The 25644-nt window shown below is 69.9% G+C and carries 19 protein-coding genes and 1 pseudogene; 12 read left to right on the top strand and 8 right to left on the bottom strand.

The annotated features are described in order from the left end of the window. The first annotated feature begins 57 nt into the window (after positions 1-57). From AC3ZJJ_RS14425 to AC3ZJJ_RS14455, 7 genes are all read left to right on the top strand, one after another. Positions 58-1368, top strand: coding sequence for an aspartate aminotransferase family protein (locus AC3ZJJ_RS14425; RefSeq protein ID WP_489892508.1), 1311 nt, complete (start codon positions 58-60; stop codon positions 1366-1368). Further along, complete coding sequence (locus AC3ZJJ_RS14430) at positions 1365-4433, top strand: FAD-binding and (Fe-S)-binding domain-containing protein (protein ID WP_489892509.1); 3069 nt, start codon at positions 1365-1367, stop codon at positions 4431-4433. The genes AC3ZJJ_RS14425 and AC3ZJJ_RS14430 overlap by 4 nt, the downstream gene beginning before the upstream one ends. After that, complete coding sequence (locus AC3ZJJ_RS14435; RefSeq protein ID WP_489892510.1) at positions 4411-5880, top strand: NAD-dependent succinate-semialdehyde dehydrogenase; 1470 nt, start codon at positions 4411-4413, stop codon at positions 5878-5880. The genes AC3ZJJ_RS14430 and AC3ZJJ_RS14435 overlap by 23 nt, the downstream gene beginning before the upstream one ends. Before the next feature lie 149 nt (positions 5881-6029). Further along, positions 6030-7271 (top strand): M24 family metallopeptidase, encoded by a 1242-nt coding sequence (locus tag AC3ZJJ_RS14440; protein WP_489892511.1) that lies wholly within the window; start codon positions 6030-6032, stop codon positions 7269-7271. Beyond that, entirely contained in the window at positions 7268-8488 is a 1221-nt protein-coding gene (locus tag AC3ZJJ_RS14445) for an aminotransferase-like domain-containing protein (protein WP_489892512.1), read from the top strand. The genes AC3ZJJ_RS14440 and AC3ZJJ_RS14445 overlap by 4 nt, the downstream gene beginning before the upstream one ends. Further along, the gene (locus AC3ZJJ_RS14450; protein ID WP_489892513.1) at positions 8485-9789 is read left to right on the top strand and encodes a M20 family metallopeptidase; all 1305 of its coding nucleotides are present in this window, start codon (positions 8485-8487) and stop codon (positions 9787-9789) included. Before AC3ZJJ_RS14445 ends, AC3ZJJ_RS14450 begins: the two co-directional genes overlap by 4 nt. Continuing rightward, on the top strand, positions 9786-11237 hold the full coding sequence (locus AC3ZJJ_RS14455) for an MFS transporter (RefSeq protein WP_489892514.1): 1452 nt from the start codon (positions 9786-9788) through the stop codon (positions 11235-11237). Before AC3ZJJ_RS14450 ends, AC3ZJJ_RS14455 begins: the two co-directional genes overlap by 4 nt. 12 nt (positions 11238-11249) lie before the next feature. Here the strand turns inward: AC3ZJJ_RS14455 and AC3ZJJ_RS14460 are convergent, their stop codons facing one another. Both AC3ZJJ_RS14460 and AC3ZJJ_RS14465 read right to left on the bottom strand, forming a co-directional pair. After that, the gene (locus AC3ZJJ_RS14460) at positions 11250-11945 is read right to left on the bottom strand and encodes a GntR family transcriptional regulator (protein ID WP_489892515.1); all 696 of its coding nucleotides are present in this window, start codon (positions 11943-11945) and stop codon (positions 11250-11252) included. Between the two features lie 170 nt (positions 11946-12115). Beyond that, positions 12116-15217 (bottom strand): S8 family serine peptidase, encoded by a 3102-nt coding sequence (locus tag AC3ZJJ_RS14465; protein ID WP_489892516.1) that lies wholly within the window; start codon positions 15215-15217, stop codon positions 12116-12118. Between the two features lie 193 nt (positions 15218-15410). Between AC3ZJJ_RS14465 and AC3ZJJ_RS14470 the strand changes: the two genes are divergently transcribed. Next, positions 15411-16310 (top strand): 3-methyladenine DNA glycosylase, encoded by a 900-nt coding sequence (locus tag AC3ZJJ_RS14470; RefSeq protein ID WP_489892517.1) that lies wholly within the window; start codon positions 15411-15413, stop codon positions 16308-16310. Between the two features lie 104 nt (positions 16311-16414). Continuing rightward, positions 16415-16801, top strand: a complete 387-nt coding sequence (locus AC3ZJJ_RS14475; RefSeq protein ID WP_489892519.1) for an SSI family serine proteinase inhibitor — start codon at positions 16415-16417, stop codon at positions 16799-16801. Positions 16802-16927: 126 nt separating this feature from the next. Here AC3ZJJ_RS14475 and AC3ZJJ_RS14480 read toward each other — a convergent pair whose 3' ends face one another. The 5 genes and pseudogenes from AC3ZJJ_RS14480 to AC3ZJJ_RS14500 form a co-directional block, all read right to left on the bottom strand. After that, positions 16928-17206, bottom strand: coding sequence for a hypothetical protein (locus AC3ZJJ_RS14480; protein WP_489895911.1), 279 nt, complete (start codon positions 17204-17206; stop codon positions 16928-16930). Beyond that, positions 17183-17374 (bottom strand): annotated as a pseudogene (locus AC3ZJJ_RS14485) (HNH endonuclease); the annotation flags it as partial. The pseudogene AC3ZJJ_RS14485 and the gene AC3ZJJ_RS14480, both read right to left, overlap by 24 nt. Before the next feature lie 58 nt (positions 17375-17432). Next, entirely contained in the window at positions 17433-18731 is a 1299-nt protein-coding gene (locus tag AC3ZJJ_RS14490) for a DUF222 domain-containing protein (RefSeq protein ID WP_489892520.1), read from the bottom strand. Positions 18732-18924: 193 nt separating this feature from the next. Further along, positions 18925-19596, bottom strand: a complete 672-nt coding sequence (locus AC3ZJJ_RS14495; RefSeq protein ID WP_489892521.1) for a response regulator — start codon at positions 19594-19596, stop codon at positions 18925-18927. Between the two features lie 4 nt (positions 19597-19600). After that, on the bottom strand, positions 19601-21325 hold the full coding sequence (locus AC3ZJJ_RS14500) for a sensor histidine kinase (protein ID WP_489892523.1): 1725 nt from the start codon (positions 21323-21325) through the stop codon (positions 19601-19603). Positions 21326-21515: 190 nt separating this feature from the next. On the opposite strand from AC3ZJJ_RS14500, the gene AC3ZJJ_RS14505 reads away from it, so the two are divergent. The 3 genes from AC3ZJJ_RS14505 (at position 21516) to AC3ZJJ_RS14515 (ending at position 24946) form a co-directional block, all read left to right on the top strand. Next, positions 21516-22940, top strand: coding sequence for a CitMHS family transporter (locus AC3ZJJ_RS14505; protein WP_489892524.1), 1425 nt, complete (start codon positions 21516-21518; stop codon positions 22938-22940). Between the two features lie 26 nt (positions 22941-22966). Next, the gene (locus AC3ZJJ_RS14510; protein WP_489892525.1) at positions 22967-23443 is read left to right on the top strand and encodes a universal stress protein; all 477 of its coding nucleotides are present in this window, start codon (positions 22967-22969) and stop codon (positions 23441-23443) included. Between the two features lie 258 nt (positions 23444-23701). After that, entirely contained in the window at positions 23702-24946 is a 1245-nt protein-coding gene (locus AC3ZJJ_RS14515) for an acyl-CoA dehydrogenase family protein (RefSeq protein WP_489892527.1), read from the top strand. A gap of 341 nt (positions 24947-25287) precedes the next feature. Here AC3ZJJ_RS14515 and AC3ZJJ_RS14520 read toward each other — a convergent pair whose 3' ends face one another. Next, entirely contained in the window at positions 25288-25572 is a 285-nt protein-coding gene (locus AC3ZJJ_RS14520) for a hypothetical protein (protein ID WP_489892528.1), read from the bottom strand. Between the last annotated feature and the right edge of the window lie 72 nt (positions 25573-25644).

A 25644-nucleotide genomic window follows, 5' to 3' on the forward strand; every position in this document is an offset into this window, starting at 1 on the left:
GCTACGCCACCGGTAGATTGTTGACAATCATCCGGAGTGACGCGCACCATGGAACCCATGACAAGCCTGAGCCCCGTCCTGAAACAAGCAACGCCCGTGCTGGTGGATCATGCCTTGGGCTCCTGGATCCACGGCGTGGACGGTCGCGCCTATCTGGACTTCACCACGGGGATTGGCGTGACCAGCACGGGCCATTGCCATCCCAAAGTGGTCAACGCGGCCCGGGAGCAGACCGGGAAGATCATCCACGCGCAATACACCACCGTGATGCACCGGCCGCTGCTGGATCTCACGGACAAGCTGGGCGAGGTCCTGCCCCGCGGATTGGATTCCGTCTTCTACGCAAACTCTGGTTCGGAGGCCGTCGAGGCGGCGGTCCGCCTGGCCCGCATGGCCACCGGGCGCCCGAACATCGTTGTCTTCCAGGGCGGCTTCCACGGCCGAACGGTCGCCGCGGCGTCGCTGACCACCGCCGGGACCCGCTTCTCCGCCGGCTTCGCGCCACTGATGGCGGGAGTGCACATGTCCGCGTTCCCCTACGCCTACCGCTACGGGTGGGACGAGGAGTACGCCGTCGCCTTCGCCCTGCGGGAGCTGGACTATCTCCTGCAGACCCGCACCGCCCCCAACGACACGGCCGCGTTCCTGATCGAGCCGGCGCTCGGCGACGGCGGCTACCTTCCCACCCCGCCGGCCTTCCTCGAGGGCCTGCGGGAACGCGCCACGCACCACGGCATCCAGCTCATTGTCGACGAAGTCCAGGCCGGGGTCGGGCGCATGGGCCGCTTCTGGGGCCATCAGTTTTCCTCCGCCGAGCCGGACATCCTCGTCACGGCCAAGGGCATCGCCTCCGGCTTCCCCATCTCCGCGATCGCGGCGTCCGCCGACACCATGTCCAAGGCCTGGCCCGGCTCCCAGGGCGGAACCTATGGGGGCAACGCGGTGTCCGCCGCGGCGGGCGTAGCCACGCTGCAGGTCGTCGAGGAAGAGCGGCTCGTGGAGAACTCCAGGATCCGCGGAGACCAGCTACAGGCGGGTCTGGTGCGCCTACGGGACCGCTTCCCCGCCATCGGTGACGTGCGAGGGCTGGGATTGATGCAAGGCATCGAGTTCACCCGCGGGGACGGAACCCCGGACGCGGACACCGCGGCCGCCGTCCAGCGGGCCACCACCGAACAGGACCTCCTGACGTTGACCTGCGGTCCCGCCGGCAACGTGGTCCGCCTGATCCCCGCGCTCGTGGTGACGGAGGAGGAGATCGACGCCGGGCTGGCCCGCTTCGAGGCCGCGCTGGACGCGGTCGCGGATGCCGCCACAGAGGCGCCCGTGTTCCGCGCGTCACCGGCCGGGGAGCCGCTGCCCCGATGACGGCCACGCCCGCGCTCGCCGCCCAACCGGCAACCGGCCGAAAGTCCGTCCTGGAGTTCCTGCGCGCGGCGAACCTTGCGCCGGAGAGCGGCCCCCGGCGCCTCGCCGAGTACTCCTACGACGCCTCGAACTACCGGGTTCCGCCTCTCGCCGTGGTCTTCCCGCGCTCCGCGGACGACGTCGTCCGCGCCGTCGCCGCGTGCCGCGCCGCCGGCACGCCCCTGATCGGCCGCGGCGGCGGCACCTCGATGGCGGGCAACGCCATCGGCCCCGGAGTGGTCCTGGACTTCTCCCGCCACCTCACCGGGATCGGCGCCATCGACGAGGACGCGATGACGGTCGAGGTGGAGCCCGGCGTGGTGCTGGCGACCCTGTCCGCCGACGTCGAGCGCCGCACCGGCGGCCGGCTTACCTTCGCGCCGGATCCCTCCACCAAGACCCGCGCCACGGTCGGCGGCGCGATCGGCAACGACGCCTGCGGCAACCATTCGGTGCGGCACGGCCGGACCAGCGACCACGTCGAGGAGTTGGACGTGGTCCTCTCCGACGGCGCCCGGCTCACGGCGCACCGCGCCGGCCTGCGCGCCACCGACCCGGGCGACGCCGCCTCGGTCCTCCGGGCCGAGGGACTGTCCCGCGAACTGGAGGCGCTCACCGCGGCCCACCTGGCGGAGTTCCGCGTGGGCCTCGGCCGCATCCAGCGCCAGGTCTCGGGATACCACCTGGACCACCTGCTGCCGGAGCGCGGGTTCGATGTGGCCCGGGCGCTTGTGGGCTCCGAGGGGACGTGCGCCGTCATCGTCCGCGCCCGGTTGCGCCTGGTTCCCAAGCCGGCGAGCGAGCTGCTCCTGTGCGTCGGCTATCCCGACGTCGTCGAGGCCGCGCGCGACGTGCCAACGATCCTCGGCTTCGATCCGGCCGCCGTCGAGGGAATCGACGACGCGATCGTCGAAACCATGCGCTTCCGCCGGGGAGACGACTCGGTGACCGGCCTGCCCGCGGGCCGGGCGTGGCTCTACATCGGCCTGGACGGCGAGAACCGCACGGAGGTCGCCGACACGGCGGAGCGGCTGCTTGCCGCGCTCAACGCGAACGGCCGGATGGTCGACGGCCGCGCCGTGCCCGACCCCACCGAGCGCGCCAGCCTGTGGCGGGTCCGCGAGGACGGCGCGGGACTGTCCTCGCGCCTGCACACCGGCGGGGAATCGTGGCCGGGATGGGAGGACTCGGCGGTGGCGCCGGAGAACCTCGCGGACTATCTGGCCGACTTCCGCGACCTCTTGGCGCGGCACGGTCTCACGGGAGTGATGTACGGGCACTTCGGTGCCGGCTGCATGCACGTGCGGATCACCTACGACCTGCGCAGCGACGCCGGCCGGCGCGTGTTCCGCCGGTTCACCCACGAGGCGGCCGAGCTGGTGGTGGCGCACGGCGGGTCGCTCTCCGGGGAGCACGGCGACGGGCGCGCCCGCTCCGAGTTCTTGCCGCTGATGTACTCCCCCGCCCTCCTGGAGGCCTTCCGCGCCTTCCGCGCCGCCTGGGATCCGGCGGCGATCCTCAATCCCGGTTCGCTGACCGATCCCGATCCCTTCGACGCCAACCTGTCATTGGACGGCGTGCCCGAGCGGGAATGGCGGACCAGCTTCGACCTCCGCCCGCTCGCGAGCCACCACACGGGACCCCGCGGCGGAGACCGGGCACACAACGAGCCGGCACACCCGGAGACGGACGATCCGGGGCAGCTGGACGACTGGGTCCATGCGCTGCAGGGCTGCATCGGGGTGGGCCGGTGCCGCGCCCCCTCCGGCGGGGTCATGTGCCCGAGCTTCCGCGCCACGGGCGACGAGAAGGACTCGACCCGCGGACGGGCGCGCGTGCTTCAGGACATGGTCCGCGGCGCACGCACCGTCGCCGAGGGCTGGCGGTCGGAGGAGGTCCGCGAGGCGCTGGACCTGTGCCTCTCCTGCAAGGCATGCTCCAGCGACTGCCCGACCGGCGTGGACATGGCCACGTACAAGTCCGAGTTCTTCTCGCACTTCTACGCGGGGCGGCGCCGCCCGCCGGCCCACTACTCGCTCGGCTGGCTGCCGCGCTGGCTCAAGGTCGCCGGACGGATCGCCCCGCTGGTCAACGCGGCGCTGGCGACGCCCCTGGCCCGACTAGCCCCGCTAGCGGGCGTGACCCCGCACCGGACCATGCCGCGCTTCGCCGCCGCGTCCGCGTGGCGCCGCGAAGTGTACGACGCCGGGGCGCGTCCTCCCGGCGCGCGCGCACGGGACGGTGCGGCCGAAGCGGGCGGCGTTGTGCTGTTCGTCGACACCTTCACCAGGGGTTTCCGCCCGGAGGTCGCCGGGGCCGCCGCCAGGGTGCTGACGGGATCGGGCGACCCGGTCGAGTGCTCGGCGGACGCCTGCTGCGGCCTGACCTGGATCTCGACGGGACAGCTCGGCATTGCCAAGAGGAAGCTCGCGCATGCGGCAGCAAGCCTCGACGACGGCACGGACCGCCCGATCGTCGTCGTCGAACCCTCCTGCGCCGCGGCACTGCGGAAGGACCTGCCGGAGCTTGTCCACACGGAGCAGGCGAAGCGCGTCGCGGCGCGGATCCGGAGCTTCGCGGGCCACGCCTCGGAGCTGGCCGCGGCCGGAACGCTGCCCATCCCCTCCGCTCCGCTGCCGCGCAGTGTGGTGGTGCAGACGCACTGCCACGAGTACTCGGTGTTCGGCGCCACCACCCAGCGCAAGGCGCTCGCGGCACTTGGCGTCCCGGACGTCGTGGAGGCGACGGGCTGCTGCGGCGTGGCGGGAAACTTCGGCTTCGAGAAGGAGCACTACGAGATCTCGATGAAGGTGGCCGAGCAGGCCCTGGCCCCCGCCCTCGCCGGATCGGACGGCGACGTGCCGGTGCTGGCCGACGGATTTTCCTGCACCATGCAGGTCGGGCAACTCGATCCCGCGCGGTCCGGCCGCCACCTGGCCGAACTCTTGGACCCGGGAAGGGGCATCCGCCGCCCGCCCGGACACGAACAACCGAAGGAGACCCATGACCACCCTCCAGAACCATGAGATTCCGGCCGTTGCCGGGCTCCGGACCGAGCTGTTCATAGACGGCAACTGGACCGGGTCGGCGTCCGGCCGGAGGTTCGACGTCGTCAATCCGGCCACCGAGGAAGTCGTCGCCTCCGTGGCCGACGGCGATGCCGCGGACGCGCGCCTGGCGATCGAGGCGGCCGGCCGGGCGCAGGCCTCCTGGGGCCGCACGCCACCCAGGGAGCGAAGCGAGATCCTGCGCCGCGCCTACGATCTGATCATGGAGCGCCAGGAACCGCTGGCGCTCCTGATGACCACCGAGATGGGCAAGCCGCTGGCCGAGGCGAGGGGCGAGGTCGCCTACGCCGCCGAGTTTTTCCGCTGGTTTTCCGAGGAGGCCGTGCGCGTCGGCGGGGACATGACCACCACCGGCGACGGCAAGAACCGCATCATGGTGACCCGGGAGCCGGTGGGCCCGTGTGTGCTGGTCACCCCGTGGAACTTCCCGCTGGCGATGGGCACCCGGAAGATCGGCCCGGCGATCGCGGCCGGCTGCACCATGGTGTTCAAGCCCGCGAACCTGACGCCGCTGTCCTCGCTGGCGCTGGTGGACATCCTCGTCGAGGCGGGACTGCCCGCCGGGGTGCTCAACGTGGTCCCGACCTCGAACGCGGCGGCGGTCGTGACCCCGTGGATGGAGAGCGGGATCGCCCGGAAGGTCAGCTTCACCGGGTCCACCGGCGTGGGCGTCCGGCTACTGGAGCAGGCCGCGCGGCACGTGATGCGCTCGTCCATGGAGCTCGGGGGAAACGCCCCGCTGCTGGTGTTCGAGGACGCGGACCTGGACCGCGCGGTCGAGGGGGCCCTGGCCGCCAAGATGCGCAACATGGGCGAGGCCTGCACGGCGGCCAACCGGATCTTCGTGCAGCGCACGGTGGCCGCGGAGTTCGGCGAGCGCCTGGCTGCCCGCATGCGGTCGCTGTCCCTGGGCGACGGCGCCGAGGCGGGCACCGACGTCGGGCCCCTGGTGGAGCGCAAGGCGCTGGACAAGGTCGCGGAGCTCGTCGACGACGCCGTGTCCCGCGGCGCGAGGGTCTTGTGCGGCGGCTCGCGGCCCGAACGTCCGGGCTACTTCTACCGGCCCACGGTGCTGGCCGATGTGCCCGCGGACGCGAAGTTGATGGCCGAGGAGATCTTCGGGCCTGTCGCGCCGCTCATCGCGTTCGACACCGAGGAGGAAGTTGTCCGCCTGGCCAACGACACCCCCTGGGGCCTCGCCGGCTACCTGTTCACGTCAGATCTGGACCGGGCATTCCGCGTGGGCGACGCCCTTGAGGTTGGCATGGTGGGACTCAACACCGGAATCGTCTCCAATCCCGCGGCGCCCTTCGGTGGCATCAAGTCCTCGGGGCTCGGTCGCGAAGGCGGCCGCTTGGGCATCGACGAGTTCCTGGAGACGAAGTACATGGCCATGCCGCGCTAGGACCCCCGAGCTCCGGCGTGATCAACAACGCCACAGCCCCACCCCTTGCCTCCCCCCCGACCCACCCCTAGGATTGTCAACAATCTACCGGAGACGTCGCGTCGCCGAGGTGCCTTCCCCGCGGAGGCGCCCAGCCGAAAGGACAGCGCATGACCGAAGAGGGCATCGCCGAACAGGTCTTCACCCCCGAGGAATTCGGCGCCCGGCTCGCGGCGGTGCGGGCGCGCATGGAACAGCAGGGGCTCAGCGCGCTGATCGTCACGGACCCCGCCAACATCTACTACCTCACCGGCTACAACGCGTGGTCCTTCTACACCCCGCAACTCGTATTCGTTCCGCAAGAGGGCGACATGGTCCTCTACGCGCGGGAGATGGACGCGAACGGGGCGTTCCGCACCACGTGGCTGGCGCCCGAAAACATCGTTGGCTACCCGGAGAGCTATGTCCAGCGCCCGCACGTGCACCCCTTCGATTGGGTCGCCTACGCCATGCGCCAGCGCCACCTCATCGCCAAGGCGTCCCGCGGCTGCGTCGGGTTGGAGATGGACTCCCACTTCTTCACGCCCAAGGCCTACCGGGCGCTTGTGAACGCCATCCCGGAATGGACCCTGGTGGACAGCTTCGAACTCGTGAATTGGGTCCGCGTGGTGAAGTCGCCGACCGAGATCGCTCTGATGCGCCGGGCCGCCATCGTCACCGGGCTGGCCATGCGCGCGGCCGAGGAGACGATCGACGTCGGCGTCCGCCAGTGCGACGTCGCCGCAGCGATCTCCTCCGCACAGATCGGCGGCAGCCCCGAGGAGGGCGGCGACTACCCCGCCATCGTGCCCATGCTGCCCACGGGTGCATCGGCCGACACCCCCCACCTGACCTGGAACGACGATCCGATCCGCGCCGATCAGGCCGTTGTGGTTGAACTCGCCGGCGCCCACCACCGCTACCACGTGCCCATGGCCAGGACCTTCGTGGCGGGCAGGCCGTCGGCCAGATTGGAGCGCCTCGCGGAAGCCGCCGACCATGGTCTCGCGGCCGTGCTCGACACCGTTGCTGCCGGCGTCCCGGTCTACGACCTGGCCCAGGCCTGGAACCTCGCGCTGTTTCAGTACGGCTACGAGAAGCCGTCACGGATCGGCTACTCCATCGGCATCGGCTATCCGCCGGACTGGGGCGAGCGGACCATCAGCCTGCGCAGCGAGGACCAAACCGTCCTCCGGGAAAACATGACCTTCCACCTGATCTGCGGCATGTGGATGGACGGCTACGGCTACGAGGTCTCCGAATCCATCCGCGTGACCGGATCCGGTGTGGAGCAGTTCACGGCCTTCGGCCGCGGGCTGGTCCCCGCCGGCGTCGGGGGTCAACGCCACGACAATCCGAAGGACGGCACATGAGGACAACCAAACTTCCCCTGGCGGCCCGAGCGGACACGCTGGTCGGCTCGGTCATTGATTCCAGCACGTCGCTGCTCGCCGCCCAGAAGCACGACGTCGTTCGGTTCGCCATGGGTTCGCCGGCGCACGAGTTTGTCCCCGTCGGGGTCTTCAATGACATCGCCGCCACCCTGCACGACGCCGACTCGTACACCTACGGCGCGACGGAGGGCGAGCCGAGGCTGCTCGCCGCACTGCTGGGCTACCTTGCCTCGACGCCGGAGGCGACCACGGAGGAGCGCGTGACCATCACGTCGGGTGGCATGCAGGGCCTGGACCTGGCCTTCAAGCTTTTCGTCGACCCAGGCGACCTCGTGGTGGTCGAATCCCCGACCTACACGAACGGATCGGCCACCGCCCTGAGCTACGGGGCGGAGCTGCTGGAGGTTCCCATGGACGCCGACGGTCTCGATGTCGACGAACTCGAGCGTCTCGTCGAGGCGGGCGGGCGGGCGCCCAAGGCGATCTACACGATCCCCAACTTCCAGAACCCGTCCGGCACCACGCTCTCCACCGCACGGCGGGTCCGGCTCATCGAGCTGGCCCGCCGCTGGAACGCCGTGATCATCGACGACGACCCCTACGGCCTGCTGCGCTTCGCCGGCGAGGATCTTCCCGGCTTCCGCGAGCTCAGCGGCGAGGATCCCCTGGTCTTCTCCGTCCGGACGTTCTCCAAGATCCTGGCTCCGGGACTGCGCGTGGGGTGGGTCGACGCCGATCCGTCGCTGCGCCAGCTGGTGATCAATGCCAAACAGGCCATGGACACCTGCACCAACGTTCCCGCCCAGCACGTGGTCGCGGAGTTCATCCGGAGGGGCGGGTTGGATGCCCACCTGGCCGGACTGCGTCGCGAGTACCGGAGCCGCAAGGCGGCCATGATGGACAGCATCGGGCGCCACCTGGCCGGGCGGGTCCGCACCACGGACCCCGAAGGCGGCTTTTTTCTCTGGGTGACGCTGCTGGGGCCCGACGCCGCGGTGGACAGCCGGCGGCTGTTCGAGATCGCCCTGGCCGAGGGTGTGGCCTTCATTCCCGGCCCGGCGCTCTCCGCCGGCGGCCGGTTCCCCGACGCGTTCCGGCTGTGTTTCGCCTCCAGCGACCCGGAGCGCACGGAAGAGGGCATCCGGCGCCTCGCCGGCGCCCTGGACCTCGCGCGGGCCGAACTGGTGGGCACGTGACCGCTCCCCGGGCGCAGGGCCTGACGCCGGCGGAGGCCCTGCTGGTTGAGTCGGTCGACGTCGATGCCATGGTGGAGCTCGCGCGGGGACTGATCGCGGCGGGCGGAGAGAATTCCGGGGGATCGGAGGGGGCGACGGTCGACGTCTTGGCGATTGCCGCCGAGCGCCTGGGGTTCGAGGTCCGGCTGGACCACGTGGCCGCCGACCGGCCGAACCTCACGGCGACGCTTCCGGGCAACACCGCGCCACCGGGCGGCGCCGGGGGCATCCTCTTCCTCGGCCATTCGGACGTTGTTCCCGCCGGCCCCGGCTGGAGCAGGGAACCCTTCACCCCCGCGATCGAGGACGGACGCCTGTACGGCCGCGGCGCGACCGACATGAAGGGCGGGCTCGCGGCCGTACTGGCCGCCATGGCCGCGCTGCGGGCCTGCGGGGCACCACGAACCGGACCGGTCACTTTGGTGTGCACCGTGGACGAGGAGGACTTGGGCCTGGGCATCCGGGCGCTCGCCCGCTCGGGACTGCCCCATGATTACGCCGCGTGCGTCGTCGCCGAGCCGACCGACCTGGAGACCGTCATCGCCTGCCGGGGCGACAGCTACCTGGAGATCGCCGTGACCGGGCGGGCGGCCCACTCCGGCCGGCCGGGAGACGGGCGCAACGCCATCGACGCCGCCGCCCGCATCTGCGCGCTGGTCGGCGAGGACCACCGGAGACTGCAGGCCAACCCGGATCCGCTGCTCGGGGCGGGCTCGTGGAACGTCGGCGTCATCGAGGGCGGACGCGGGACGTCGATCGTCGCCCCCGAGTGCCGGCTGTCGCTGGACCGCCGTCTGATGCCCGGCGAGGACGCCGACGAACTGTGCGCGGACCTGTTGCGCCGCATCTCGGCGGCGGGCATCGACGGCGACGGCATCCGGGTCGACGCGGAGGTCACCATGGCCATGCCGGGCTTCTCCACACCGCCGGACCATCCGTTGGTCCGCGCCGCCACCGGGGCCATGCGCGACGCGGGAACGGACCCGCGCGTGACGGGCTGGACGGCCGCCTGCGACGGCGGATTTATTGCCCGGGACTTCGGAGTGCCGACCATCGTTATGGGGCCCGGCGGCCTGAACGACCAGGCGCACCAGGCGGACGAGTCCGTCGGCCTGTCGGAACTGGCGACGGCCGCCCGCGCCTACGCCCTGCTCGCACACCGGTTATTGGCCGCGGGTGCCACGGAACCAAACACCCTCAACCCAACCGAGAACCGCGCCCCGGCACCGCCGCGGGTCCAGACGGAAGGTAGGACCAGATGAACGAGCATCCCATGGGCGGCGAGACGAGCGTGGAGGACTCCAACGCGCCCGGCGCCGAGCCGCAGACCGCGGAGGGCAAGAATGCGCTGAGGCGCTCCATCCTCGGATCCGCGCTCGGCAACGCGGTGGAGTGGTTCGACTACGGGGTCTACGGCTACCTGACCGTCTTTATGGCGGTCAACTTCTTCGGCTCCGAGGAGGGGGACGGCGGCTTGGGCGTGACCCTGACGCTGGCCACACTGGCACTTTCCTTCCTCGTGCGGCCGCTCGGCGGCCTCCTGCTGGGGCCATTGGGCGACAGGATCGGCCGGCAGAAGGTCATGGTGCTCACCGTGACCATGATGACCGTGGCCACGGGGGCGATCGGCCTGCTGCCGACCATCGCCGCGGTTGGTGCCCTGGCACCCGTCCTGCTGTTGCTTTGCCGTCTGGTCCAGGGCTTCTCCGCGGGCGGCGAATACGGCGGGGCGGCCGTCTACATGGCCGAGTACGCCCCCGATCGGCGCCGCGGCTTCCTCGGCTCGTTCCTGGAATTCGGCACCACGGTGGGCTTTATCCTGGCCGCGATCGTCTGCACGTCGCTGGTCACCATCGTCGGCGAACAGGCCATGATGGACGGCTGGTGGCGCCTGCCCTTCCTACTCACCGTGCCGCTGGGCCTGACCGCCCTGTACATCCGGACCCGCCTCGGCGAGCCGCAGGTGTTCTCCGAGGCCAGCGAGTCCCACGAGACCACCAAGTCACCGATCCGCGATGTCCTGCGCCGCAACTGGCGCCAGATCCTGGTGCTGATGGGATTCGTCGTTTTGCTCAACGTGGCGTTCTACCTGATCCTGGGCTACATGCCCACCTATCTGAGCACCCAACTGGACCACAGCACCGCGCAGGGCAACTGGATGCTGGTGGGCATCATGGCCCTGATGCTCGTCGCCATCCCGCCCATGGGCGCCCTCTCGGACAGGGTGGGGCGCAAGCCGCTGCTGCTCGCCGCGGCGGGCGGCTACGCGGTGCTGTCCGTGCCCGCCATCATGCTGCTGGGCCTGGGCAACCTGTTCCTGCAGTTCATCGGACTGGCGGTCCTCGGCCTGCTGTTGGTGATCCTGGTGTCGTCCGTGTCGTCCACGCTCCCGGCGCTGTTCCCCACGGCCGTCCGCTACACGGGCTTCGCGATCGGCTACAACTTCTCCACGGCGTTCTTCGCGGGTCCGTCGCAGACGTTCGCGAACGCTTTGGTGGAGTCCACCGGCAACAACCTCATCCCCGGCTGGTACCTTGCCATCGCCGGCGTTGTCGGCTTCGTCAGCATCCTCTGCATGCGTGAGACGGCGCAGGCCTCCCTGCGCCACGAGGAACTGCCGGGCGATCCCGAGTCGGTGGGCTTCCCGAGCACCAAGTGGGTGCGGGTGAACCGGCAGAAGGCGGACGCGGGCAAGGCGCTGGCGCGCTAGGGGCCGGGGAGACTAGACCGCGTCGGTCCTGCCAAACAGGTGCGCGGCGATCTGCTCCACGGCGCTGTCCATGTGGCGTGCCAACAGCCTGTGCAGCAAAGGCACGTCCGCCGCGGCCAGGGCGCGGGCGATGCCGCGGTGCTCGTTGATCCGGTCCTCGGGCGTGTAGCCGGTGTCCTCGAGGGCGGCCAGGCACATCCGCGTCTCGGTGACGAGTGTGGCGTGCATGCGTGACAGTCGCGGGCTTCCGGCGAGGCGCACCAGCGTCTCGTGGAACGCGATGTCCAGTTCCGTCAGCGCGCGCGGATCCGCCGTGCCCGACTCCACGAGCGACTCCATCCGCGCCACGATATCCTCCAGCACCGGGGCAACCTCGGGGTGCCGCGCGTCGAGTTCGACGATCTTCAGGCATGCCGAGCGCTCGACGGCGGTGCGGGCCAGGTAGATGTCGGAGACGTCGGCGGCCGTCGGCTGGGCGACGAACAACCCGCGGTTGCGGATGCTGACCAGCAGCCCCTCCTGCGCCAGTCGCTGCATGGCCTCCCGCAAGGGACCCCGGCTCACGCCCAGCTGACGGGCCAGTTCCGCCTCGCCGAGTTGCTCACCCGGCCTGAACTCGCCGTTGCCCATGGCGGTGCGGAGTTTTCGGGCGATGATTTCCGGCGTGGACTCCTGCCGAAGGGGTTCGAGCGGGCTGCGCGTGGCCATGGCGTTGATCTTCCGGTCCGGGAGGTTGTCCTGATGCAGACAATCCTACAACCCACGCCGTCGGTCGGACGAGACGCTCGCCCACAGGTAATCAGCCCGCAGAAGAGCGGTGGCCGCCGGACCTAAGTCCGGCGGCCACCGCCGTGAGGTGCCTGTTTTGCCCTGCGGCCCTACTTCAGGGTGGACTGCGGCAGCTTGGCCGCCTCGTCGCCCGTCAGAACAACCGGGGAGTCGGCCGGCGCGGGGGTGCCGCCGACCGAGACCTGGACGGCGATGGTCTTGCCGGTGTCGCCCAGTGCCAGGTTGCCGAAGTACACGCCGGACTCGAGTCCGGACCATGCCGCGGTGATGGACTTGGGCTCGCCGTTGACCAGCGCCAGCGGGTCCGGGGAGACAACCAGGTTGCCGGCGTCGCCGGAGAGACCAACGAAGTCCATGCTGGCCTTCGCGGACTGTCCGTCGGACGTGGCGAAGAGGTTGGCGATCAGCGTGTACTCGCCCGCGTCCGGCGCGTTCAGGACGAGGCGCTCACTGGCGGAGGCCGTGCCCACTGAAATGACCGACTTGGACGGGGTGATCACATACATGTCCCAGTCGTCCGCGGCGTCGTCGGCGTTGACCGCGAAGGTCGCAGACTTGGTGCCCGGTGCGACCGTCACGGTCTTCACGTCGTTGGACGCGTCGGCTTTTGTGGAGGGTGTGCCACCGGGCAACTTCTCCGTGGCCGTGCTGTCGCCCTTGGCCAGGCCGTCGACGGCCAGCCCGACCGTCTGGTCGACGCCTCCGACAACCTCGATGGTCCCGGAGCCCTTGCCGGTGGCGGACTCGAACGTGGCCACCGCCGGTGCCTGGACGGTAACGGGACGGACGCTGACCGGGGAGGTCACCGTGGTGCCGGCCTTGTTGCCCTTGCCGGCGAGCGCCCACGTCAGTGAGCCGTGCGTGAACTGGTCCGCCGCCGCCGTCGTGCGCTTGAAGGTGACCGTGAAGTCCCGGGACTCGCCGGCTTTCTTGAAACTCAGCTTCGCGGGGCTGACGGTGACGTCTACGCCGGGAACATCGGCCGAGGCCGTGTAGGTGCCCGGGGTGACCGCGGTGACGGTGCGCGTGACGGTGGTTTCGCCGATAAGGTTCCCGAGCGCGTACGAGGCGACGTTCACGTTCTTCGCCTCGAGCTTGCCGTCCAACAGCGCGTTCCAGTCGTCAACGTTGTTGTCGTAGACCAGGCCCGGAGCGGTCATCGCCGACGGGTCGGCCATGCCGGCTCCGGTGGCGAAGTTGTCCAGATCGGCCGAACCGTCGGCCGTGACCGCGTCGTACGCCGTCGTCATCATGGCCGACTTGACCGAGGCCGGGGACCACAGCGGGTACTTGCCCAGCATCAGGGCGCCCATGCCCGCGGCGTGCGGTGCGGCCATCGACGTGCCGGACATAAAGCCCGTGTTGTCGCCGTTGTACGCGGCGGGGACGACGCCGGCCAGCACGTTCACGCCGGGGGCGGCGAGATCGGGCTTGAGCAGGTCGGAGTTCTCGGCCAGCGAGGGTCCGCGGGAGGAGAAGGCGGCGATCTGCGGGAACGTGACCGAGGCAAGCCCGGTGGTGTCCGTGATGCGGATCGAGGCGGTGATGCCGGGGTTGGCCGCGACCTGGGTCTTGATGGCCGGATCCGAGATGTGGACGGTCGGCACGGCGTGGATGTCGGAATCCTCCGAACCGGCGGTCACGTTCACCAGCACCATGCCGGCGCCGCCGGCGGCGCCGACCACGATGGACTTTTCGGCGCGGGCGTTGCTGCCGCGGTCGCAGACCACGATCTTCCCCTCGGCCTTGGCGGGATCGAGCGTGTTGGGCAGGCAGAGGTTGGCGTTCGCGGCGCCGGCGACTGCGGCATCGGCGGCGAGCACCACCTCGGTGTCCAGCACCTCGTTGGACGCCACGGAGACGCCTCGGTACTTGGTGCCATCCGCCATCTCGACCGTGCCCGTGAGCTCCGCCGAGTGTGTTGCGGCGGCGACCGTGGTCAACCACGGCGAGGCGTGGTTGACGGTGGAGACGGTCGGTCCGGAGTTGCCGGCCGAGGCGGCGACGAAGATTCCCGCGGCGGCGGCGTTCTTGAACGCCATGGCCACGGGGTCGACGACGGAGTTGTTGTTGCCGGAGATGGAGTAGTTCAGGACGTCGACGCCATCGATGATGGCCTGCTCGATCGCCTGGACGGACGACGACGAATAGCAGCCGCCCGTGTCCGGGTCCTTGTCCTCCCAGCAGATCTTGTAGACGGAGACCTTTGCGGCCGGGGCCACGCCGGAGCCGGTGCCGAAGTCGCGGCCGTTGACCGACTGCTCGGTGCCGTTGTTGCCGGCGGCCGTGGAGGCGGTGTGGGTGCCGTGGCTGGCGACGTCGACCGGCGAAAGGACTTCCTCGGGCGCGCGCTCCGTCACGGGCACGTACTTGACGAAATCGTCGGCGAAGTAGCGCGCAGAGACGACCTTGTCGTTGCAGAGCGAACCGTCGAAGCCCTCGCCGACCTCGCACTCGCCCTTGAAGACGGTGCCGTCCGACTTGAGCATGGCGATCTGGCCGTCGGCCGCCAGGTACGGCTCGCCGACCTTGGCCTTCTTCTTGCCCGGAAGCGCGGAAACCTCCGCGCCTTGGAGGTACGGGCTGCTGGGCAGGTAGCCGGTGTCGATGACACCGACGACGGTGCCCTTGCCGGCATTCGCCTCACCCTTGTACTGGTCCTTCCACACGCCCTTGTTGCCGCGCAGGTCGAGGAAGTCCGTGGAGGTGTAGTCGGGCGCGAACTGGACGTTCTCGCTGACCGAGAGAACGTTCTTGTCCTTGGAGAGCTCCTGCGCCTGGCCCGCGGAGAGGTCCGCCTGGAAGCCGTTGACGGCGGTGGTGAACTCGCGCTGCACGGACACGTCCTGCGTTGCCGCGACGGCCTTGTGCTGCTTCTTCAGGTGGGCCTCGTAGGCCTTGACGTTCGGCGCCTTGACGTTGAGCTTCTCGCCGCGGTCCGGCTTTGTGGACGCGATGCCGGCGACCCCGCCGTCGTAGCTGGCCACAGGGGCGTCCTTCAGGACGACGATGTAGTTGCCGGCCTCGAAGGCCTGGGGGGTGACGGCCACTGCCGTCGTGTCCTGCTGGGGTGCCGCCGTTGCCTGCTGGGCGCCGAGGCCCATGGTGACGATGAGCGGCAGGCCCATGGCGACGGCGGTCGCGGCGCGCCACGTGGGCCGCCGTCCCGTCCGCCCTGAGACGTTCTCCATAACAAGGTACCTTTCGTGGGTGCGGTGACGATGCCCGTGGGGCGCGATTTCCCGCCCGGCTACCAGCGTGTCCCAACTCACACGAGGGGAAATCTGAAAGAAACCTACCGCATGTCAAGTAGAAATGAAATGAGTGATTGACACTTTTCGTAGATTTGCGGACAACGTCACACCCCGCGGGATAATAAGCGTCATGAACTCACCGACGGCCACACTCCTGACCGAGGGGCAGTGGCTTCCGCGTGCCGAGGCCCATGCCCGGCGCGTGGACCGGTTCGCCGAGCCCTTCCTTGCCCGACGCATGACAGGGCGCAAGCACCCCATCGAGGACTTCCTTTTCACCTACTACACGCAAAAGCCGGGCCAGCTCCGGCGTTGGCACCCGGGGCCAGGCGTGGTGCTCGCCGGAGGTGCGGCCCGCGAGAGGGAGGGGTGGAAGTTTTACGCGCCATCCACCGACGGGGCCGGTATGGCGCTGGACGCCGGCACGTTCGTTGCGGCCCGGACCGAGGCCGTGGAGTTCGCCCGCATCATCCTTGGAGGCACGGCGGCACGTCCGGCCCAGTTCTCCTGTTTCGGCCTCCACGAATGGGCCATGGCGTACCGCTCCGAGGAGAATGGGATCCGCCACGAATACCTGCCGCTGCGTCTCGGCGCGGGCGGGACAGACCGGGTCGTTGAGGAGAACCGGATCCGGTGCACCCACTTCGACGCTTTCCGCTTCTACACGCCGCAGGCGGTTGGCCTGAACGAGGTGGTGCCGACGCGCGAAACACAACGGGAGCTGGAGCAGCCGGGCTGCCTGCACGCCAACATGGACCTTTACAAGTGGGCTTACAAGCTTTCCCCGGCAGTTCCCAGCGACCTGGTCATGGACTGTTTCGAGCTGGCGTGGGACATTCGAACCATGGATATGCAGGCCTCCCCGTACGATCTGGGCGATTGGGGCCACGAGCCGATCAGGATCGAGACCCCGCAGGGCAAGGCGCGCTACGTGGCCCTGCAAAAGGGATTCGCGGAACGCTCCGCCGGGCTGCGCGTCCGGCTACTGGCGGCCATCGACGCCTTCGGGGCCTGGAGCGCTCGACCATGAGACCGGCCGCTCACCGCAGGCCGCGTCGTGTGATGTTTCTATGCGTCATGGCGGCCCTGCTCGCCGTGTCCGCGTGTGTGCCGACCCCACCGGAGGAGCCGAGCGTGAGCCCCTGCCCGTCCAGCCCGAGCGGATCGCCCGCGGAGGGCACCACGGACGTGATCGTGGAAATGATGCCCAACGGGAGCTGCGTGGACACGACCTACCGGGTGGTGTGCGTGGACGGAGCGCCCGCAGCGGGGACGGACCACCCCAGCCCCGAGGAGGCCTGCGCGTTCCTCACCGAAAGCGGCGAGGCCGCACTCACTGCGCTGCCGAACAAGAACGTGCGGTGCACCCAGGTCTACGGCGGGCCCCAGGTCGCCGTGGTGACCGGGACCGTGGACGGCACGCCGGTCAACAAGAGGTTCGCGCTGCGCGATGGCTGCGAGATCTCCGCGTGGAAGGCAGCGGAGGCGCTCCTCGGGCGCGGCAGCTCGTCCGGGGTCTAGGCGCACGGGGTTTGCGCCTCCGACCGCTTCATACGCCCCCGGCCGGCCGCCTGATGCGCTTGCCATATCTGCGCCTTCCTATATCGGCGGCCTGACGCCCTCACCACTACCGTTTGATGTGCTTGCCTAGGCCGGCGTTCTGAGGTGCTGTAGCAGGAAGGTCCGACGGCGGCGGCCGCGGTGCAGCACCAGTTCACCGTTCATCCGGCCGGGCGCCGGCGCCCCGGGCTGTGACGGCGCCGTGGACGTGTAGCGGTGCCCAGTCGGCGCCGTCCATGCCACCGCATGCCGTTCGCCGGCTGTTGGCTCCGCGGACCATCCGTCGGCCTCCTTGGCATAGTTGCAGGCCTCGCAGAGGCCCTGGGCGTTCTCGATTCCGGTGGCTCCTCCCATGGCGGCGGGCACAACGTGATCATGGTGCCGGATCGGCGCATCACAAAACGGAGTGCGGCACGTTTTGTCCCGAGCGGCGACAAAACGGCGCATGCCCTCCGGGAAGATCCGGGACCTGGAGTCCATGGCCTGCAATTCTCCCGTCGACGGCTCCGTGTAGAGCCGGCGCAACCACACCCTGACATACGGCGGCATGTCAGCGGGATCCGGCGGCAGACCATCGGGATGGAGTGGCGGGTCATCGGAAGCTGGCTCGGCCGTCGTCTCCCCGCCGCCAGATTCGGCTGTGGATTGCGGCAGGTAGTGCGGGTCGCGGGCTACTTCTGGATCCGCCCCCAAGTCCGGCTGGATCTTCGAGACACGGCGCGGTCCCGGGCTTGACTCTCAACTCGTCCGGATCTGTTGGATGGATGGCCGAACCGTTCCTGCGACCGGTGTCCTGTGAAGCCGCATTCGTCGGCGAGGTGGCCCCTGTTGGGCCGATCCGGACGAGGTCGCGGGCCCACTGGGCAGGTACCGTCCCGTATCCGGTGAGATGTGCCGCTTCGGAGTCGCCTTGAAACAGGGCGCGATCCGTCATGATCAATTGGACTGAGACGTCCACCGCTCCTGCCTCCGAGCGACCCGTGACGCGTTCGACCAGCGTGTCGGCCATGACTTGGCCGCGCCCGCGAGGGTCCCCCGTCGCTCGCAGGCGGTCCGCCTCCGCCGACAGGGCCGCATAGACGGACACGCCTTGGGCGACCGGCAACAGTCCGGTCAGGTAGACCATGGTGTCCGGCGCGGGGCGGCAGGACACGCTCCGCTCGGATTCGGCTCGACGGGCACGCCTGACCACCGCGCGCGGATCCAAGGCGATGGAGGCGGCCTTGGCCCGGTTCTTGATCGTCTGGTCGCCCATGCCGTCAAGGACGGCCGGGTCCGCACAGACCTGCTCATCGACCAGCGCGCGGTCCTCCACGCTTAGGCACGCGGTCTCGCGGACGACCAGCGTAGCGCGCCATTCGTTGAGCATGCCCGCCTCCAAAGCGGCCAAGGTGTGGGGCATCTCGTTCACCAGCGCCTTCGCGAGTCCCAGATGGGTTCGCCCCCGATGCGGGGATTCTCTCCGCGCCAGCGCCACCTGATGCGCCACGCCATCTCCACGCTTCTCCAAAGGAACCCCGGCCGACGCCCTCGCGGCGCGCACGGAGGCGTCCAATCCCACGGAGAGACGCGCCTGCGCGGCGCACGCGGCCGACTTGAGCAGTTCCAATGCACGCAACAAGTCGATCGCCCCGGAGGCGGCGTCGAAGGGGACGCACTGGCCGCTGGTATTGGCGGTGCCGTGGGCGGCTTGGGGATGCGCGTGGCCACTCTCACCGCTGCAAGAGGCGCCGTGGGACGACGCAGCTAGATCCGAATACCTTAACATCGCCAAACGAGCGGCCACATCCTGGACGGCAGCGAGCTCCCGCCCAAAGGTGCGTGACGCGGCGGGGTGCACTCGGAGGCTTTCTACCCCCAGTGGCTGCTTCACCCGCGGTTCCTGCGACATGCCTCCACGCTACGCGTCGCCGCCGACAAAATGGGAACAAAAATTCGAATGTGGATGGCACCCCCGACACCGGGGATGTGGGGGAAGCTCCGGCGCCGGTAGCGGCGCTCCGGGCGCTCGCGGCTGCCGTACCGCAGGTCCAGCCGCAGGTGGCCGGTCCGGGCCAACCAAGTCATGTCGCGCCGCTTCCCTGCTATCCGCGCGCCGAGTAGCGGTGCTCCGGGCGCCCGCGGCTGCCGTACCGCAGGTCAAGCCGCAGGTGGCCAGCCTGGGCCAGTTGGGCCAGGTAGCGTTGCGCCGTGGCCCGCGCGATCCCGACAGCCTCGGCCACTTCCACCACGGTGACCTCGCCGCCGGCGGAGGCCACGGCCGCCAGGACGGCCTGCTCGGTGGCCGCGCCGGAAGAGGGAGACGACGGCTCCTCCCCGGCCAGGAGGGCACGCTGCGCCCTGTCGATCTCCGCCTGGTCAAGGCCGGCGGAGGCGGTCAGGAGGCGACGGTAGCGGGCGTAGCCCCGCAGCTTGGCCGCAAGCACCTTGGGCTCGAACGGCTTCACCAGGTAGGCCAGCGCGCCGCGCCGCATCGCCGTCCGCACGGTCGGCGCCTCGGCGGCGGCGCTGAGCACAAACGCATCCACGTCCAGCTGCGCCAGCAGGTCAAGGCCGGACCCCTGCGGGAGATAGACGTCCAGCAGCAGGAGGTCCGGCTTGAGCTCGGCGACCACGCGGGGAACCATGCGGGCATCGTGGACGGGGGGAAGGGCGACAAAGCCGGGCAATGCATCGACGTAGCCCGCGTGCAGCGCCGCCACATGGAAGTCGTCGTCGACGATCAGGACGCGGATGTCGGAGTCCGGGACACTCATCTTGCTACTCCTCGTTTGTGGGTGCGTTGGGGTGGCTTGTCGGCGGCGGCGCGGTCGGAGGTTGGCCGGGACGGTCGGGAGGGGACAGCACTCCGGGCAGCCTGGCGCAGAAGACCGCTCCCCCTTCGCCGGCCCCGCCACTGTCCGCGATCCACACGTCGCCGCCGCGCTGGCGTGCCAAGCGACGGGAGAGCGCCAGCCCCAGGCCGTGGCCGTGTTCGGCACCGGGCGCCCCCTGCCGGGTCGTGGCACCCTCGGCAAAGGCATCGAATCCGGGTAACACCCCGTCCCCCGAATCCGCGACGGCCAGGTGCAGCGTGTCGCCCTCCCCGAGCAGGTCCACCTCCACCCACCGGCCGCCCTCGCCGGATCCCGAGACGGCCGCCTCCAGCGCGTTGTCCACCAGGTTGCCCAAAACGGCCGTGACGTCCTGCGCCTCGGCTACCATCCCGCCGATCGCCGTCGCCTCCCCCACGCGCAACGCGACGCCGCGCTCGTGCGCCTGCACACCCTTGGCGCCGAGGAAGGCCCTGACGTAGGTGTCCTGGACGGCGGCGATGTTCGCGACCGGCTCTTTGAGGGGACCGGACTCGATGATCTCGCCAAGGTAGGTGCGGGCATGCTCCACCTCGCCGCCCGCCAGGAGCCCGGACACGGTGTGGAGACGGTTCGCGAACTCGTGGCGTTGGGCGCGCAGGGCCGAGGCCATGGTCTCCACGGCATCGAGGCGGCTGCCCAGCGATTCGACGGCGGTGACGTCACGCAGCATCACCACCAGCCCCAGCGAGGTGCCGTCGCGGACAACCTCGCGCACGCTGGCCACGACCACCCGCTCGGGCAACTCGAGCCGGACGGGCGCGGGGGGCCGCCGCTCGATGGTGCTCACCAGACCCTCCGGGAGCCCCGCCCCACGGAAGTCGAGTCCCACGATGTCGCGCGGGTCGGTGCGCTGGGGAAGCCCGAGCAGCAGCCGGGCGGCGCGGTTGCGCAGGGTGATCCGGCCGTCCGGGCCAATACCGACGACGCCGTCGTCCACGCCGTAGAGCACGGCCTCCTGGTCGCGGACCAGTTGCGCCATGTCCTCCGGCTCGAGGCCCAGGGTCATGCGCCGGAGCCGGCGCACCAGGGTGGCCACCGCGATGCCGCCAAGCGCCAGCGCCACCAGTCCCACGGCCAGCACGGACAGCACCGCCTGACGGACCTCGACGTCGACCCGGGCGACGGCGACGCCGATGCTCACCTCGCCGACCACACGGTCCCCCGTCCCGAACACCGGCACCTTGGCCCTGACCGATTCGCCGAGCGTGCCACGATCCCGCGACACCGATTCACCCCCGCCCAACGCCGTGGGCTCGGTGCTGACCATGCCGCCCACCAGCGCCGGATTCGGATGGGAGAGCCGGAATCCGCGGTCCTCGGTCACCACCACAAACAGTGCCCCGGTCCGCTGCCGCGCGGCCTCCGCCGCCCGCTGCACGGGCCCGCTGCGCAAAGCCGGCGCATCCAGGTCGTCGAGGGCGGCCTGCCTGGTCACCTCCGTGCGGATCTCGGGGTCGGCGGCCAGCGTGCGGGCGATGCCAAGGGCCTCCTGCTCCGCCTGGTCGTGGACACGCTCGATGGTCAGCCACCCGGCCGCCACCACGCACAGGAGGACAATGCCGCCCACGACTCCCAACTGGAGCAGCATCATCCTGCGGGTGAAGCTACCGGAGGATCGATTGCTACGCACCCGTCCAGACTAGAAGCACCGCGAGCAAAACGCACTTAATCGGCGTAATGGGTAGATCGGTGCGAAGACATCACAAACGCGCCCGCCCGCATGCGGCTCCGTAACGTGATCTGGAACGCAGGCCTGTGGCCCGCCCCACTTTCCCCCCGAACACCGGAATCCCCCCGGTTCTCAACGACGAGGAGCACCCATGCTGGTCATACTCGGGTTCGCGATGGTCGCCACGTTTATGGCGCTCATCATGACCAAGCGGCTGACGCCGCTCCTGGCACTCATCATTGTCCCCACCGCGTTCGGCCTCTTCGCCGGCGCCGGCCTCGGGATCGGCGACATGGTCCTGGAGTCCGTCGCGGACATGTCCTCGACGGCCGCCCTGCTGATGTTCGCCATCATCTACTTCGGCCTGATGATCGACGTAGGCCTGTTCGACAAGCTGGTCTCCGGCATCGTACGGCTTGTCGGACACGACCCCGCCAAGGTCGTCGTCGGCACCGCCATCCTCACCGGCGTGATCTCGCTCGACGGCGACGGGTCCACCACGTTCATCGTGGTCACCGCCGCACTGTTGCCCGTTTACCAGCGCCTGGGCCTGAGCCCGGTGGTCCTGACCTGTGTCGCCGGCCTGACCAACGGCACCCTGAACATCGTCCCGTGGGGCGGGCCGACCGCCCGCGCCGCCGCCGCACTCGGCGTCGACGCCTCCGACGTCTTTGTTCCGATGCTTCCCGCCCTGGCCATCGGCCTTGTGGTGGTCTTCGCGTTCGCCTGGACCCTGGGACTCTCCGAGCGACGCCGCCTGCGCCGCGAGGACCCGGAGCGCTGGGACCCCGCCGGCTCGGCCACGGGATCGTCCAAAACCGCCAGCTCCCCGCGCGTTCCCGGCGGCTCCGGCATGGCCGCGGGCTCCGGCTCGGTCGCGGTCCTGGAACGCGAGGACTCGGGGGCCTCGAGCTCCAGCTTGGCCGACACGGTCTTGGATCCGAACCGTCCCACGCTTCGCCCGAAGCTGTTGTGGTTCAACCTCGCGATGACGGTCACCATCATGGTCCTGCTCGTGGTGGACATCCTCCCCCTGCCGTACCTGTTTATGGTCGGCAGCGCGATCGCCCTCGTGGTCAACTTCCCCCGGGTCTCCGACCAGGCGAAGATGCTGGCCTCGCACTCGTCGTCCGTGATCGCCGTCGTCTCCATGGTGCTCGCCGCCGCCGTCCTCACCGGCGTGCTCTCCGGCACGGGCATGGTTGACGCGATGTCCGTGTGGCTCGTCGACGTGATTCCGGACAGCATGGGCCCCTACCTGGCCGTCATCACCGGACTCATCAGCATCCCTGCAACGTTCTTTATGAGCAACGACGCCTTCTACTTCGGCATCCTCCCCGTGCTCACCGAGACCGGCGCGCACTACGGCATCCCGGCCGTCGACATGGCCCGCGCCTCGATCACCGGCCAGCCGGTGCACATGCAGAGCCCGCTGGTTCCCGCCATCCTGCTCCTTGTCAGCCTGGCCGGCGTCGACTTGGGCGACCACCATAAGAAGGTCTTGTGGCGGGCCCTGGTGGTTTCGCTCGTGATGCTCGCCGTCGGTGTGCTCGTCGGCGCCATCGGCATCGGCTGACCCGCCCCCACCCCGAAAGGAATCCCGTGTCCAACTTCCTGACCACCACCGGTTCCACCCCCGTCCGCGACCACGTGGTCGCCGAGTCCGGAGCCGTCGACGCGGCACCCACCGCCATCGTCGTCGCCTCCCTGCGCGGCGAAGCGGGCCGGTCCGTGCTCGACGAGGCGGTCCGTGAGTCCGTGTACCGGGGCGCGGCCGGGAATCCGGCGGCACTCCACGTCGTTTCGTTCCGCTCGGACCAGGCCTCGAGCCCCTCGCTCGGCGAACAGGCGGAGGCGGAGGACATCGCCCGCCAGCTCACTGAGGCGGGCATCGAGTTCCGCGTCTATCGGGCCGGCGCGGAGGCCGCCGACCAGATCCTGGACCTCGTCGAGCGCACGAACGCCGAGCTCCTCGCGATCTCGGTGCGGCGCAGGTCGCCGATGATGAAGCTGTTCCTGGGATCCGTGGCCCAGCAGCTGATCCTCGAGGCCCCCTGCCCCGTGCTGGCGGTCAAGTAGCCGCCGCGGCCCGGCGCAACACACGACGAGGGCCTCCCCCGCCGAATCACCGCGCAAGCGTGTGGACCGGAGGGGGAGGCCCTCGTCTTTTCGCGTCATTCCGGGTCACAGTTGCCTCCGCGGGGCGGACCCGCGGAGGTCACTCCAGGTAATGCGGGTCATTCTGGGACACACGGGCCAGCGGGCCCGCACGCTCTCCTACTGTTGCGATTGGGCGCCCACTCCAACACCCCATGAACCAACCGGAGAGGTACGAACGTGACAACCACGGATTCAGTGACAGCAGGTTTCGCCGACCGCTGGCGGGACGCGGCAACGCCCCGAAACGCCGCCGAGTGGCTCGCCCGGGCCAAGGAAGTTGCCGACGTCCTTGCCGTCGACGCCGTCCAGCGGGACCGCGCGAACGCGGCTCCCCACGCAGAGGTGCGTCTCCTCAAGGAGTCGGGCCTGGTCACGCTGCTCGGCCCGCGCGAGCATGGCGGGGCGGGCGAGAGTTGGGCCACCGCCTACAGGATCATCCGCGCCGTCGCCCGGGGCGACGGGTCGATCGGGCAAGTTCTCGGCTACCACTACCTCTGGGCGTGGGCCGCCCGTCTCGTTGGCACCGACGCGCAGATCGCCGCCGTCGAGGAGCTCTACACACGCAACAACTTCCTCTTCGGGGGCGCGGTGAACCCACGGGATTCGGACCTGACGATCCGCGAAGAGGGCGACGAGCTCGTTTTCTCCGGCCGCAAGTCGTTCTCGACCGGGGGCCAGATCTCGGACCTGACCGTGCTCGAGGGTGTCCTGGAGGGAACGGACACACACGTCTTCGCGATCGTGCCGACGGCCCAGCCCGGGATTGTCTTCGCCGGCGACTGGGACAGCCTCGGCCAGCGGCTCACGGAGTCCGGCTCCGTGGAGATCCGCGACGTGCGCGTCGACTGGGCCTCGGCGGCCGGCTTCGCGGACCGCGTGTTCCAACCCCTGACCTACAACACCCTGAATGTCCCGGCCATCCAGTTGGTGTTCGCGAACTTCTATCTGGGCATCGCGCAGGGTGCCCTGGAGACGGCGTCGGCCTATACGCGCAGTTCGACCCGGGCATGGCCGTACGGCGGCGACAACAAGGAGCGGGCGAGCGAGGAGTGGTACCTCCTGGAGGGCTATGGCGAGTTGCAGTCCAAGCTCTGGGCCGACGAGGCGTTGCTCGACGCCGCCGGGGCCGAGATCAGCGCGGTGCTGCACGCGCCCCGCGATGAGCTCACCGAGCGCCGCCGCGGCGAGATCGCCGTGCGGATCGCCGCGGGCAAGTTGCGGATTGTCGACGACGGCCTGGAGGTGGCGACGAAGGTGTTCGAGCTGACCGGCGCCCGGGCCTCCGCCGGGTCGGTGGGCCTGGACATCTTCTGGCGAAACCTCAGGACACACAGCCTGCACGACCCGATCGCCTACAAGAAGCGCGAGGTCGGCGAGTACGTCCTGCTGAACCAGGTCCCGGCGCCCACTTGGTACACCTGAGCCGGATCCGGGCGGCATCCTCCCACGCTGCGCACAGGCGCCCCCCAGCATGGCCCACTAGCGTGGGAAGCACCTCATGGAGGTGCGAGTGATGACGCAGGGCCCCAGCCGTTGATTCGGCTGGGGCCCCTGTCGTGGTCCCGTGGATCCCGGCTAGTACATGGTGCTGGCCAGGAGGTCGGCCAAGCGGCGCGCCGAATGGCGCAACGCGGGCACCCGCGCCTCCAGCGTCCCGCGCGACGACGACTCCACCGGGGACGTCAGTGAGATGGATTCCGTCGGGTTTCCGCTGACGAACGCATCGTGCTGGTCGGCTCGCCCGCCAACGCGACCGCGATCCTCTAGAAGTCGTCCCGCCACCGGCGGGCGGTCGGGGAACCCGCCGTCGGGAACTGTCCAACCGCCGGGCCCCTGTCCCCCTCGTCGTCGGGTTCCCAGTCGTCCGGGTGCAATTCCGGGGGAAACTCGTTGGGCAACAGGTGGCGCCGCCGTGGAATGGGCTTGATCTGCCGTTGGGCCGGCGAGGCCGTTTCCGGCTGCTGTGCTTTCGCCCGGCGCTGGGCCGTGAGTGCCCGGTCAGTCTCATGGATGGTCTTCAGCGACTTCTCGACGTCGTACTTGTTCACTGTCGCCCCTCAAGGGACGTTGCCCCGCCCGTGACCGGGCGGGGCGCGCCCGCTTCCCAACGCAGCCGGGGA

Source organism: Arthrobacter sp. AOP29-A2-19 (assembly GCF_058138025.1).

Bases quoted from the DNA above. Each gene is read 5' to 3' on its own strand.
- AC3ZJJ_RS14440 (WP_489892511.1), top strand. From the start codon at position 6,030: ATGACCGAAGAGGGCATCGCCGAACAGGTCTTCACCCCCGAGGAATTC.
- AC3ZJJ_RS14435 (WP_489892510.1), top strand. From the start codon at position 4,411: ATGACCACCCTCCAGAACCATGAGATTCCGGCCGTTGCCGGGCTCCGG.
- AC3ZJJ_RS14445 (WP_489892512.1), top strand. From the start codon at position 7,268: ATGAGGACAACCAAACTTCCCCTGGCGGCCCGAGCGGACACGCTGGTC.
- AC3ZJJ_RS14460 (WP_489892515.1), bottom strand. From the start codon at position 11,945: ATGGCCACGCGCAGCCCGCTCGAACCCCTTCGGCAGGAGTCCACGCCG.
- AC3ZJJ_RS14490 (WP_489892520.1), bottom strand. From the start codon at position 18,731: ATGTCGCAGGAACCGCGGGTGAAGCAGCCACTGGGGGTAGAAAGCCTC.
- AC3ZJJ_RS14470 (WP_489892517.1), top strand. From the start codon at position 15,411: ATGAACTCACCGACGGCCACACTCCTGACCGAGGGGCAGTGGCTTCCG.
- AC3ZJJ_RS14505 (WP_489892524.1), top strand. From the start codon at position 21,516: ATGCTGGTCATACTCGGGTTCGCGATGGTCGCCACGTTTATGGCGCTC.
- AC3ZJJ_RS14425 (WP_489892508.1), top strand. From the start codon at position 58: ATGACAAGCCTGAGCCCCGTCCTGAAACAAGCAACGCCCGTGCTGGTG.
- AC3ZJJ_RS14465 (WP_489892516.1), bottom strand. From the start codon at position 15,217: ATGGAGAACGTCTCAGGGCGGACGGGACGGCGGCCCACGTGGCGCGCC.
- AC3ZJJ_RS14495 (WP_489892521.1), bottom strand. From the start codon at position 19,596: ATGAGTGTCCCGGACTCCGACATCCGCGTCCTGATCGTCGACGACGAC.
- AC3ZJJ_RS14430 (WP_489892509.1), top strand. From the start codon at position 1,365: ATGACGGCCACGCCCGCGCTCGCCGCCCAACCGGCAACCGGCCGAAAG.
- AC3ZJJ_RS14455 (WP_489892514.1), top strand. From the start codon at position 9,786: ATGAACGAGCATCCCATGGGCGGCGAGACGAGCGTGGAGGACTCCAAC.